General features: G+C 66.1%; 12 protein-coding genes. 11 read left to right on the top strand and 1 reads right to left on the bottom strand.

Going from position 1 to position 12383, the window contains the following annotated elements; translation table 11 throughout:
* Nucleotides 1-40 precede the first annotated feature (40 nt).
* The 6 genes from CH295_RS03350 to CH295_RS03325 all read left to right on the top strand — a co-directional run bounded on the left by CH295_RS03350 (nucleotide 41) and on the right by CH295_RS03325 (nucleotide 5463).
* Nucleotides 41-229 carry an antitoxin gene (locus CH295_RS03350; protein WP_037191803.1) on the top strand — a complete coding sequence of 63 codons (189 nt, stop codon included), beginning with the start codon at nucleotides 41-43 and terminating at the stop codon, nucleotides 227-229.
* A gap of 77 nt (nucleotides 230-306) precedes the next feature.
* Nucleotides 307-1935, top strand: a complete 1629-nt coding sequence (locus tag CH295_RS03345; RefSeq protein WP_037191805.1) for a Na+/H+ antiporter — start codon at nucleotides 307-309, stop codon at nucleotides 1933-1935.
* Nucleotides 1936-1948: 13 nt separating this feature from the next.
* The gene (locus CH295_RS03340) at nucleotides 1949-3130 is read left to right on the top strand and encodes an alpha/beta hydrolase family protein (protein ID WP_094739780.1); all 1182 of its coding nucleotides are present in this window, start codon (nucleotides 1949-1951) and stop codon (nucleotides 3128-3130) included.
* Nucleotides 3127-4299: a sensor histidine kinase gene (locus tag CH295_RS03335; protein WP_037192165.1), complete on the top strand. Its 1173-nt coding sequence runs from the start codon at nucleotides 3127-3129 to the stop codon at nucleotides 4297-4299. The genes CH295_RS03340 and CH295_RS03335 overlap by 4 nt, the downstream gene beginning before the upstream one ends.
* Complete coding sequence (locus tag CH295_RS03330; protein ID WP_037191809.1) at nucleotides 4296-5090, top strand: LytR/AlgR family response regulator transcription factor; 795 nt, start codon at nucleotides 4296-4298, stop codon at nucleotides 5088-5090. Before CH295_RS03335 ends, CH295_RS03330 begins: the two co-directional genes overlap by 4 nt.
* A gap of 67 nt (nucleotides 5091-5157) precedes the next feature.
* Complete coding sequence (locus tag CH295_RS03325; protein ID WP_371828448.1) at nucleotides 5158-5463, top strand: DUF485 domain-containing protein; 306 nt, start codon at nucleotides 5158-5160, stop codon at nucleotides 5461-5463.
* A 12-nt stretch (nucleotides 5464-5475) separates the two neighbouring features.
* Here CH295_RS03325 and CH295_RS03320 read toward each other — a convergent pair whose 3' ends face one another.
* Nucleotides 5476-6138: a GAP family protein gene (locus tag CH295_RS03320; protein ID WP_141216946.1), complete on the bottom strand. Its 663-nt coding sequence runs from the start codon at nucleotides 6136-6138 to the stop codon at nucleotides 5476-5478.
* 101 nt (nucleotides 6139-6239) lie between these two features.
* Between CH295_RS03320 and CH295_RS03315 the strand changes: the two genes are divergently transcribed.
* The 5 genes from CH295_RS03315 to CH295_RS03295 all read left to right on the top strand — a co-directional run bounded on the left by CH295_RS03315 (nucleotide 6240) and on the right by CH295_RS03295 (nucleotide 12304).
* On the top strand, nucleotides 6240-7982 hold the full coding sequence (locus CH295_RS03315; protein WP_094739778.1) for a sodium/solute symporter: 1743 nt from the start codon (nucleotides 6240-6242) through the stop codon (nucleotides 7980-7982).
* Nucleotides 7983-8211: 229 nt separating this feature from the next.
* Complete coding sequence (locus tag CH295_RS03310) at nucleotides 8212-8511, top strand: DUF485 domain-containing protein (protein WP_037192167.1); 300 nt, start codon at nucleotides 8212-8214, stop codon at nucleotides 8509-8511.
* Nucleotides 8508-10139, top strand: coding sequence for a monocarboxylic acid transporter (locus CH295_RS03305; RefSeq protein WP_037191820.1), 1632 nt, complete (start codon nucleotides 8508-8510; stop codon nucleotides 10137-10139). Before CH295_RS03310 ends, CH295_RS03305 begins: the two co-directional genes overlap by 4 nt.
* An 81-nt stretch (nucleotides 10140-10220) precedes the next feature.
* Nucleotides 10221-10652 carry a type II toxin-antitoxin system Rv0910 family toxin gene (locus CH295_RS03300; protein WP_037191822.1) on the top strand — a complete coding sequence of 144 codons (432 nt, stop codon included), beginning with the start codon at nucleotides 10221-10223 and terminating at the stop codon, nucleotides 10650-10652.
* 20 nt (nucleotides 10653-10672) lie between these two features.
* Entirely contained in the window at nucleotides 10673-12304 is a 1632-nt protein-coding gene (locus CH295_RS03295; RefSeq protein WP_094739777.1) for a VWA domain-containing protein, read from the top strand.
* Nucleotides 12305-12383: the final 79 nt, after the last annotated feature.

The following is a 12383-nucleotide window of genomic DNA, read 5'->3' as shown; positions in this document are numbered from 1 at the left end:
TTTCGGGTGTTCCGTTGCACCCGACCGGCAGGAGAGTTTCATGGGCTTCGCAGACAATTTGAAGGGCATGGTCGACAAGGGCAAGGACCTTGCGGCCGAGAACTCGGACAAGATCGACGACGTCGTGGAGAAGGCGGGGGACTTCATCGACAACAAGACCGGCGGCAAGTACGCAGACAAGGTCGACAAGGTTCAGGACGCAGTCAAGAAGGCAATTCCGGACAAGTAGGACCTTTCGGTCTCCCGCATCGGTGATCGTGGCCGTCGGTCGTACCCCAGGGTGCGGCTGACGGCACAATCGTCGGGGTGGACGGACCGATTCTTCTTCTCGTAGTCATCTTCGCGATCGCGGTCGCCGGTTTCGCCAGGCGCATCGACCTGCAGGTCCCGCTCGTCCTGGTCACCGTCGGATCCATTGCCTCGTTCGTTCCCGGAGTACCGCACGTCAGTCTCTCGCCCCAGCTGATCCTCGGCGTGGTGCTTCCGCCGCTGCTGTACTCCGCCGCGTTGGATTTCTCGTTCGTCACCTTTCGGCGCAACCTCGGCCAGATTCTCCGGCTCGGTTTGGTCATGGTGATCGTGACGACGTTCGTGGTCGGCTGGTTCGCAAATCTGTTGATCCCGGAACTGACCCTGGGCGCGGCGCTGGTGCTCGGTGCCGTCGTTGCCCCGCCCGACGCGGTGTCCGCGGTCTCCGTCGGCCGCAAGCTCGGCCTGCCTGCTCGGATGATGGCCATCCTCACCGGCGAGTCTCTGGTGAACGACGCGGCCGCGTTGACTCTGTTCACTCTGGCCGTGGCGTCGGTGACGGGCAGTCGGATCGAACTGGGTTCACCGGTGCTGTTCTTCCTGTACGAGATCGCGGGCGGCGTACTCGTGGGGCTGGTCCTGGCTCGCATCGTGCGGTTCGTCCGCAATCGCATCGCGGACTCGGCGCTGGAGACCGTGCTCGGTCTGGTGCTGCCGTTCACGGCGTATCTGGCGGCCGAGGAGTTGCATGCCTCCGGTGTGCTCGCTGTCGTCACCGCCGGTTTCGTGTTGGGCCGCGTCACCGCCGACGTGTCGGTCTCCACCCGGGTGCAGGAACGCCAGGTGTGGCCGACGCTGGATCTTCTGCTCGAAGCATTCGTGTTCGCCTACATGGGTTTACAGCTGAAGTTCGTCATCGAGGAAGTCCAGCGTGAAGGGCTGCCGGTGCACCACGTGTTCGCCTACGCGTTGCTGGTGCTCGTGGTGGTGATGGCCGTCCGGCCGGCGTGGATCTTCGTCAATTCCGGTCGAAACACAGTGCTCCGCAAGCTGTTCCGGCGATCGTCGCCGGGTGAGGCCGGTCTCACGTGGCAGCAGAACCTGGTGCTCTCGTGGGCGGGCATGCGTGGGGTGGTGACGCTCGCTGCAGCGGCCGGTGTGCCGCTGACCACGGTGCTCGGTGACGAATTCCCCGGGCGTGCAGTGATTCAGGCCGTGGCCTTCGTCGTTGCCGTCGGTACGTTGCTGCTGCAGGGTCTGACGCTTCCGCTGTTGATCCGCCGACTCGACGTCGCAGATCCACTCGAGCAGCAGCGCAACGACAATCAGCGGCTGCTCTCGCAGGCCATTGCCCGTACGGCGGCAGAGGACTACCTCCAGCGCGCGGCGAAGGACGGAATTGCCGGAGTGGACGCCGAGCGCGTCGACGAGGTGATCGAGCGCGTCCGACGCTCGGTGCGCGCTCGGTTGGATGCCGACGAGACCGAGGATCGCGAGAAGCGGATCGCGGCGGCAGGGGCGTTGTTCGATTCGCTGCGGCACAACGTGCTGGTCGCGCAGCGGGCGGCGCTCATCGCGGCCCGCGACTCGGGGGAGTTGGAAGACGAAGCTCTGCGGGCAGTGTTGAATGGCTTGGACGTGGAAGAAATTGCGGCGGAGGCTCGCATCGCACGACGTACACCGTAGGAGCGCAGAGACAGTGAGGTCGACCGGACCGGTGGTCGCCGCGGCACTGGTGTTCGCCCTTGCCGCGTGCAGCAGTCCCACCGCCGAACCCGTCGACGCCGCCCCCACTGCGGTCGCGGCACCCGAAGGCCTCGAACGCGGTGAGATCGTGTCGTCGATGCTGCTGGGACAGGTCGACATCGGTGTCGCCTACCTCGGCGGGACCGCCACGAAAATCGTCTACCGCACCACCGACGGGATCACCGGAGGCGGCACGCAAACCTCGGGAACGGTGTTCGTGCCCAAGGGGTCTGCGCCACCGGGAGGCTGGCCGATCGTTTCCGTCGGGCACGGAACCACCGGTGTCACCGACGAGTGTGCGCCGTCGCTGTACCCCAACCTGTTGGGCACCATCGGCCTGGTGACGCCGTTCCTCGAACGCGGCACGGTGGTCGTGGTGACGGACTACCAGGGCCTCGGGACGCCGGGAGATCCCGCCTACCTCGACCGCGACGCCGCAGCGTACGACGTCATCGACGCGGTGCGTGCGGCCCGCAACGTGGTTCCCGACGTCGGCACCAGGTGGGGCGCAGTAGGCACTTCTCAAGGCGGACAAGCAGTCTGGGCGGCAGCCGAACGCAGTGACGACTACGGCGACGGTCTGCAACTGGTCGGTGCCGCGGCACTCTCTCCGGTGGCCGATGCCACTCGATTCTTCGCACCCGAGACCGAGCAGACCGTGCCGCGTCAACTGCTGGTGCCGTATCTCTACGAGGGTCTGCACGCCGTGGATCCGACTGCCGAACGTTCGGATTACATCCGCGGCACGTTCGCCGACAACGTGTCCGCACTGACCGCCTGCAGTGACCTCCTCGGCTTCTCCAAGGCCGACGCCGGAGCCGTCCTCGATCCGGCCGATGCTCTCCCGGACTCCGAGGAGGCATCGGATCGGATGACGCAATGGCTCGAATCGGTTGCGGTTCCGACTTCCCGCACCGGGGTACCGCTGTTGGTCCTGGTCGGCGAACGCGACGACCTCATCGATCCCCAGTGGACCCGCGACGCGGTGGCCGAGGCCTGCGCATTGGGCGACGACGTCGAGTTTCGCTCCGAACCGGAGCAGGGCCATGCCGAACTGGCCGCCAACGGCACCGGAGTCGACTGGCTCGTCGAACGCTTCCTGAACGTGCCCACCTCGACCACGTGCGCGCGATGACCGCGGCACTGGCAACGATGGCGGTGATCGTGGCCGTGATCGTCTCGGTGATCGCCGTGATCAGTCTGCGCGGGCGACGGGACCTGACCACACCTGCCGAGCGCGCCGTCCACGCCACTCTGCATACCGCCTCGCTGGCGGCCAAGCCGCTGCGCGACGGCCTCGACGCTCGTTCGGCCGCCGCGGCCGCGCCGCATCTGCGGGTGCTGACGGGTGCGGACGCACTGGGCATCTGCGATCCCGACGGTTCGCTGCTGGCCTGGGACGGCCCGTGGGACGAGCTGACGCCGGCCTTCGTCGAGGCGGCGAAACGGGCCGTGGACGGGCAGCGTCGCGTCCTGGTGCGTCTGCCGCTCGGTTCGATCCACGAGGTCAGAGCGCTGGTGGTGCAGCCGTTGGTCGTCGACGAGTCTCCGGTGGTCGGGGTGTTGGGCGCCGCTGTCGTCGCCGAGCCCGGACCGGGCATGCTCGGGGCCATCGCCGAGGTCGCGCGCTACGCCTGCGGTCAGATCGAGCTTGCCGAACTCGACGCGTCGAGGGCGCGGTTGGACCGCGCCGAGGTGCGGGCCCTGCGCGCACAGATCAGCCCGCACTTCATCTACAACGCACTCGGCACGATCGCGTCGTTCGTGCGCACCGACCCGGATCGGGCGCGGGAGCTGGTGCTCGAGTTCGCCGACTTCACCCGATACTCGTTCCGCAACGCGGGCGAGTTCACGGTGCTCGCGGACGAGCTGCGCAACATCGATCGGTACCTGACGCTCGAACGCGCCCGCTTCGGCGATTCCCTGCAGGTCACGTTGCAGGTCGCTCCCGAAGTGTTGGGCGTAGCACTGCCGTTTCTCGCGCTGCAGCCGCTCGTCGAGAACGCCGTCCGGCACGGCCTGTCCGGTAAGGCCGACGGCGGCCGAGTGACGATCATCGCCGCCGACGAGGGCACCGACGCGGTGATCAGTATCGAGGACGACGGTGTGGGGATGGATCCCGAAGTGTTGCGCTCGGGAAGTCTGCACACCGAGGACGCGGCCCATGTCGGATTGGCGAACGTGGACGATCGGCTGCGGGCAGCCTTCGGGAACGATTACGGTCTCGTGGTGGACACCGCACCGGGCGCAGGCACCAAAGTGAGCATGCGGGTGCCCAAATTCAGGCCGGGTGTGCGGGCATGACGCAGGCTGCCACCCCCGGCCGTGGGTTGATCGTCCTCGCCGTCGACGACGAGCGCCCGGCACTCGACGAACTCGCCTTTCTGCTGCGCCAGCAGGACACCGTCGCCGAGGTGTTCACCGCGCAGGACGCCACCACCGCACTGCGGCAGCTGCAACAGACCTCCGCGCAACCGATCGACGCAGTGTTCCTCGACATCAACATGCCCGGGCTCGACGGCCTCGAACTGGCCGGCATCCTGTCGGCATTCGCGCGGCCACCCGCCGTCGTGTTCGTCACCGCCCACGACGACCGGGCCCTGGCCGCCTTCGATCTCGGTGCCGTCGACTACCTGCTCAAGCCGTTGCGAGAGGATCGGCTCACCGAGGCACTGCGCCGGGTGTTGCTGGCGCGGCGTCGACCCGCGGAGTCGACGGACACGTCGGCCGACGAGGTCATCCCCGTCGAACTCGGCGGAACCACCACCTTGGTGCACCGATCGTCGGTCGCGTGGGTGGAGGCCGACGGCGACTACGCGAGGTTGCACACTTCCAACGGCTCGCACCTGGTGCGTATACCGATCTCGGCCCTCGAAAGTCGCTGGGCCGATGCCGGATTCCTCCGCGTGCACCGCTCGTACCTGGTCTCGCTGCGATTGGTCACGGGGATCCGCAGCGTCGGTTCGGGTCTGGTGGTGTGTCTGCGGGCCAGCGGAAACCTCGCTGCCTGCGAACTGCCGGTGAGCCGACGGCACGCCAGAGAACTCAAGGACAGACTGGTCCGCGGGCCGCTGCAATCGTGGTCGTCCCGGTGACGAGGAATACGCAGTGAGCCAGCCGCACCGACAGCGGGTGGTGCTCTCGCAACGTCGCGGCGCACGGATGGTGCGCACTCGTGTCGAAGTGCAGGAGCAAACCGAGGTCGGCGACGCCCTGGTCCGTAGCCTGGTTCGCGCGCAGCTGTTGCTGTCGGTGCGCCTGGCGGTGATGACGCTGTCGATTCTGTTCGCAATTCCGTTGCTGGGGCTGCTCCTCGCGCGTGTGACCGACGTCCCGCTGCTGGGAATCGGGCTGTCGTGGGTGGTGCTGGGAGCAGCGATCTATCCGATGCTGTTCGGTGTGGGCTGGATGTACGTGCGTAGAGCCGAACGCAACGAACACGACTTCACCGTCTTGATGGACGATTGACTCGATCGATGATCAGATAGCGTTCACTGTCATGTACAGGCCAAGGGCCAGGAGTATCGCGATCAAGACGACGTCGCTGTACGCGACGAACCGGTCGACGACGGTGCTCATGGGACGTCGGGCACGGTCGCGGAAGACGAGCAGCGCGACGGCAGGTGCAGCGACGCCCAGGCTGGACACCACCACGAACACCACCGCGGCCGTGATCTGGACGGCCACAACCGAGGACGCGTCGACGATCACCGCGACGGCGGAGAGCGCGATGACGGCACTCTTCGGATTCACCGATCCGAGCAGGAACGCAGTGGCGAAAGCCTTGCCTCCGGTGAGGTTTCGGGCCGTCCCGACCCACCCCGGTTCTTCCTGCGCCGGGCCGTTCCGCACCCGCCCGACCAGCTTGCGGACGCCGAGAACGAGCAGAGCGAGACCGAGAGCCACCCTCAGCCACCGCACCCACCCGGACGAGTCCGACGCCAGGACTGCGGTGTCCACGACCACCAGCCCCGCGGCGGTGACGGCCGCGACGCCTGCCAGCCATCCGGCAGTGAACCGAGCGAGCACGGAACCGGTGTTCAGAGAGCCGAGACCGGCCGCCACAGCGGCCGTGGGCAGATGCGCGAACACAGCACCTGCTGCGAACGGCAGACACGCAGCGACGGCCGCCGATACCGTCATCGGGTCGCGCTCGGCACGTGCACACACTCAGTGTCCCACCGCGAAACCGATCACCACATGAGTTTCGGTGCTGGGATCCACGATCAGCAGATCGCCGTCCAGTGAACCAATCCATTCCGATCGCGACGGTGATCGCGCTGCTGGTGGCCGCCGTGGCCACGGTGGGCATCGGTATCTACGGAGTTCGGCTGGCTCGCACCACCTCCGACTTCCTGGTGGCCTCGCGTACCGTCGGGCCACGCTGGAACGCCGCCGCCATCAGTGGTGAATACCTCTCCGCTGCATCCTTTCTCGGGGTTGCGGGTCTGATTGCGAAGTACGGAGCCGATGCGCTGTGGTACCCGGTCGGCTTCACCGCCGGCTACCTGGGTCTGCTGTTGTTCGTCGCGGCACCGCTGCGCAGGAGCGGCGCGTACACGGTGCCCGATTTCGTCGAATTTCGGCTCGGCGCACCGTGGTTGCGGACCGTGGCGATGCTGGTGGTCGTGGTCATCTGCGCGCTGTACCTGGTGCCGCAGTTCCAGGGCGCAGGCCTGACCCTGAACATTCTGCTCGGAGTGCCCGGCTGGGTCGGTGCCCTGGCGGTGGGGCTGATCGTCATCGCGAACGTCGTCGGCGGTGGCATGCGCTCCATCACCTTCGTTCAGGCGTTCCAGTACTGGCTCAAGCTCACCGCAATCGCCATCCCGGCACTGGTGCTGGCCGTGCATTTCTATTCCGACGACCGCGACGTCGGCAGTCCGGCCCCACCCACGGTGACCGAACAGACCGCCGTCGACATCACCATCGATGTTCTCGTACAGGTGGATTCGCCGATCGTCGTCACCGTGACGGGGACTCTCGACGACGAGAGCGTCGACGGGCGAGTCCTGCTGGACGCAGGTGAACACCGGCTGGGCTCGGGTACGTTGCTGACACTCGACGCCGGATCGCCCGTCCCCGTCGTCGCGGGAGCGCCGACCACCGACCGGGCGTGGGCTATGCCCGGCGGGGGACTGGGCGGAGCACACCCGCTGTATCAGGTGTACTCGCTGATTCTGGCCACGTTCCTCGGAACCCTCGGCCTGCCGCACGTGCTGGTGCGCTTCTACACCAACCCCGACGGCCGAGCGGCGCGACTGACCTCGCTCACCGTCCTCGCGCTGCTCGGCATGTTCTACCTGTTCCCGACGGTGCTCGGAGTGTTCGCCCGGCTGTACGTGCCACAACTGCTGATCACCGGGGCATCCGACGCAGCGGTGCTGCTGCTGCCCGGCTCGGTGCTGTCCGGAATACCGGGCCAACTGCTCGCCGCACTCGTGGCCGCCGGTGCCATCGCCGCCTTCCTGTCCACGTCGTCGGGCCTGCTGGTCAGCATCGCCGGTGTGCTCAGTACCGACGTCCTCTCGGGCAAGGTCCGAGATTTCCGCGTCGCTGCCGTTCTGGCCGGTGCCGTGCCGCTGGCACTGTCGATCGGCGTTGTCTCACTCGATCTTTCGCGCACCGTCGGGCTCGTGTTCGCCGTCGCCGCATCCACCCTGTGCCCGCTGCTGGTACTGGGCATCTGGTGGCGCGGTCTCACCGCAGCCGGAGCCGCGACCGGACTGCTCCTCGGTGGTGGCATCTCACTCGTCGCCGCGTCGATCTCCGTCGTCACCCCCATCTCCGACGGCGTCCTCGGCGGCTGGGCGGCAGCGATCCTCGGCTACCCCGCCGCCGTCAGCGTCCCCGTCGCCTTCGCCTCGATGATCGCCGTCAGCCTCGCCACCCGAAGAACGATCCCGTCGGACATCTCCCGCATCTTCGCGCGACTGCACCTGCCGGAAGGCCTCGACATGGGCAAAGACCGAGAGCGCGAGCTCTGAGACCACTGGGTCATTCCGCAGGCTCCACTCCCGCAGAGCCGCTCAACTGCCATTCTCGACCGCTCGTCGCACACTCCCGCAGCCCATCGTGTGATCGACACCACCTCCTGATTTTGTGACCTGACTCTCATTACTGTTCCGAGTCAGCTACAGCTCACATCTACTTCAGGAGTCCAAGGTGACCGCATCGGAAACCAATTCGCCACCGGACGCGCAAGCGTTCGTCGACATGCAGGCCAGTCCCGAGTTCCAGGAACTCCGACGACGCCTGCGTAGCTTCGTGTTCCCGATGGCCGGGTTCTTCCTGGTCTGGTACGTCCTCTACGTGCTGCTGAGCACCTACGCGGTCGACTTCATGTCGACCAAGGTGTGGGGCAACATCAACATCGGCCTGCTGCTCGGCCTCGGCCAGTTCGTCACCACGTTCGCCATCACCGGCATCTACGTGAAGTTCGCCAACCGTGAACTCGATCCTCGCGCCGCAGCCTTGCGCGCCGAGATGGAAGCCTCCCAGGGAGCCAAGCGATGAATCTCGCGCAAGCAGCAAGCACCACCGTCGGCGAACCACTCGTCAACATCGCGATCTTCGGCGCGTTCGTCATCATCACGATGGCCGTCGTCATCCGCGCATCGAAGAAGAATGCGACCTCTGCGGAGTTCTTCACCGCAGGCGGCGGATTCTCCGGACCGCAGAACGGCGTCGCCATCGCCGGTGACTACCTTTCGGCCGCAAGCTTTCTCGGCATCGCCGGTGCCATCGCCGTCTACGGTTACGACGGCTTCCTGTACTCCATCGGCTTCCTCGTCGCATGGCTCGTTGCACTGCTCCTCGTCGCCGAATTGCTCAGGAACACCGGCAAATTCACGATGGCGGACGTGCTGAGCTTCCGGCTCAAGCAAGGACCGGTTCGTACCGCAGCTGCTCTGTCCACGCTGACGGTGTCACTGTTCTACCTGCTCGCACAGATGGCAGGTGCAGGCGGACTCGTCGCACTGCTGCTCGACATCTCCGACCGCACCGGGCAGTCCATCGTCATCGCCATCGTCGGTGTGCTGATGATCGCGTACGTGCTCATCGGCGGCATGAAGGGCACCACCTGGGTGCAGATCATCAAGGCCGTTCTGCTCATCGCAGGTGCGGCGTTCATGACCGTTCTGGTTCTCGCCAAGTTCGGCCTGAACTTCTCCGAGCTGCTCGGCAGCGCACAGGCCATGGTGGCCGGATCGGCCAACGAGGCCGTGGCAGCACGTGACGTCATCGAGCCAGGCGCTCAGTACGGCGGCAGTGCCACCTCGAAGATCAACTTCCTCTCGCTCGGTATCGCACTCGTGCTCGGCACCGCGGGTCTGCCGCACGTGCTGATGCGCTTCTACACGGTGCCCACCGCCAAGGAAGCTCGTCGCAGCGTCGTGTGGGCCATCGCGCTCATCGGTGCGTTCTACCTGTTCACCCTGGTGCTCGGCTACGGTGCCGCAGCGATCGTCGGACCCGACCGCATTCTGGCCTCGGCCGGCGGTCAGAACTCCGCAGCTCCGCTGTTGGCCTTCGAGCTCGGCGGCGTCATTCTGCTCGGTGTCATCTCGGCGGTCGCCTTCGCGACCATCCTGGCCGTGGTCGCCGGATTGACGATCACCGCGTCGGCGTCGTTCGCTCACGACATCTATGCGAGCGTCATCAAGAAGGGCAAGGTCGACGACAAGAAGCAGGTCAAGGTCTCGCGCATCACCGCCGTCGTCATCGGCCTGCTCGCCATCGGCCTCGGCATCCTCGCCAACGGGCAGAACATCGCCTTCCTGGTGGCACTCGCGTTCGCCGTCGCTGCGGCCGCGAACCTGCCGACCATCCTGTACTCGCTGTTCTGGCGTCGCTTCACCACCACCGGCGCACTGTTCAGCATGTACGGCGGCCTGATCTCGACGATCGTGCTGATCATCTTCTCCCCGGCCGTCTCCGGATCGCCGACGTCGATGATCCCCGGCTCGGACTTCGCGTGGTTCCCGCTCTCCAACCCGGGCATCGTGTCGATTCCGCTCGCATTCATCCTCGGCATCGTCGGAACTCTGATCTCGAAGGACACCGAGAGCACCGACAAGCAGGCCGAGATGGAGGTTCGCTCCCTCACCGGTATCGGTGCGGAGAAGGCCAGCGCCCACTGATCGATCGCAGCACCATCGAAAATGCCCGTGTGAGCAAGGCCTCACGCGGGCATTTTCGTTTCAGCGGTTACCATCCCTGCTGTGGCCAAGCTGAAGGTTTCCCTCGACGTCCCGCTGACCCCCGAGCAGACGTGGGCGCACGCGTCCGATCTGTCCGGATACGAGCAGTGGCTCTCCATCCACGAAGCGTGGCGCGGTGAGCTGCCCGAGCAGCTGGCCGTCGGCACCACCCTCGACTCCATCGCCAGCGTGAAGGGCATGCGCAACCGGGTGTCCTGGAAGATCGAGTCCTACGATCCGCCCAAGAAGCTCGAGCTCAAGGGCAACGGCAAGGGCGGCGTCAAGATCGGCCTGAACATGTCCGTGAAATCCAAGGGTGACGGTTCCGAGATCACCATCGACATCAACCTCGGCGGTGCGCCGCTGTTCGGTCCGATCGGTTCCGGTGTCGCCCGCGCGCTCAAAGGCGACATCGAGAACTCGTTGAAGACGTTCGTCAAGATCTACGCCTGACGGTGTAGGAGTGGAGATGCATGCCCGGTAGGCACAGTGCGCCGTCGTCCGCGACGAGCAGCAGAGGACTCGCCAAGTACGGTGTCGTGGCCGTTTCCGTCCTGCTCGTGGTCGGCGGCGGTGTGGTCGTCGCGCAGAAGGCCTTCGGGTCGGAATGCGGCGACCCCGCGTCGTACTCTCTGGCCGCGGACCCGGCGATCGCACCTGTGCTGCAGAAGATCGTCGACGACACATCCGCGGAAAGTCTCGGTTGCGCCGAGATCGAGGTCACGGCGACCGAGTCCGGTCAGGTCTCGGCGGCTGTTGCCAAGGGCGACGATGTCCCCTCACTCTGGATTCCGGATTCATCGCTGTGGGTCGGCAAGACCGTACGGTCGACCGCGACACTGATCGACCTCGCGAGTCAGTCGGTGGCCGCCACCCCGGCCGTGCTCGCGGCACGCAAGGACGAGGTGCCGTTCTTCGACACCTGGCTCACTGCCCTGAAGCTCGAAGGTCTGCGCATCGGTAACCCGTTGGCCAACACCACGTCCGACGCGGCCATCCTGGGCGCGGTGGCCGAGGCCGGATCGGACGAGGCCGCCCTCGACTCGGTCGGGACGGCGCTCGTCCCCATCGCTCAGGCTCAGGCCGCCACTCGTGGTGAGGCCGATCCGACGGTACGGCTCGACGATCTGGTCGCCGACGGAGGCGTCGCAGTGGTCTCCGAGCAGGCTTTCCTGGCCTACCAGCAGGACAACAGCGTCGAACTGGGCGCGACGGTGCCGCCGACGGGCACCATCTTCCTGAACTTTCCGCTGGCGGTGACCGAACCCGCAGGCGATCGACACGAGGCCGCGAAGTCCGTAGGGACGGCACTGGCCACGGCCATCGAATCCGAGCTGGGGCAGCAGGCGCTGTCCGACGCCGGCTTCAGATCGGCGGACAACGCACCCCTCGATGCCGGTCGTGGGATCGGTGACGTGACATCACTGACCGTGGCCGACCAGCAGGCCGCCGAGTCGACGTTGCGTCAGTACCAGGTCTTGGCTCTGCCCTCTCGTGCGTTGGTGATGGAGGACGTCTCCGGGTCGATGAACTACAGCGCCGGGGCGAATACACGCATCGCCATGACGGTGCAGGCCAGTGAGACCGGAAATCGGCTGTTCCCCGACAACGCGTCGATGGGTTTGTGGGCGTTCTCGATCGGACTCGGCGGCGAATCGCAGGACTACCGTGAGCTCGCACCGATCCGGCGAATGGACGAGCAGGTCGGCAACACCACGCAGCGTGAGGTGCTGTTGCAGCAGACTCGGACGCTTCCGACACTGGTCGGAGGTGGTACCGGTCTCTACGACACCACGTTGGCGGCGTTCCGCACCGTGCAGCAGGGCTACGACCCCGATGCCGTCAACAGCGTCATCATCCTCACCGACGGCACCAACGAGGACCCCGCCAGCATCTCGCTCGACGAGCTGCTGTCCACTCTGCGAGCCGAGCAGGACCCGTCCAAGCCGGTCGTCATCGTGACCATCGGCATCACCGATGATGCAGATGCCGGTGTGCTGCAACAGATATCGGCTGCCACAGGCGGTACGAGCTTCGTCGCACGAAATCCGGCGGAGATCCCGAATGTGTTCGTCAATGCACTCAGAAGTCGCTCGGGTCGCTGAGGGGGCTACTATGCTGTGCGTCGCGTCACTTCTGAGCGCGCGTGCTGTTGCACTCGCCCGGTGAGTGCAACGGGGGGGC

The sequence above is a fragment of the Rhodococcus sp. 14-2483-1-2 genome (genome assembly GCF_002259405.1).
In the GTDB taxonomy this organism is placed as follows: Bacteria; Actinomycetota; Actinomycetes; order Mycobacteriales; family Mycobacteriaceae; genus Rhodococcoides.
Note: the sequence above shows the minus strand (reverse complement) of the source record. Positions and strands in the feature narration are given on the sequence as shown.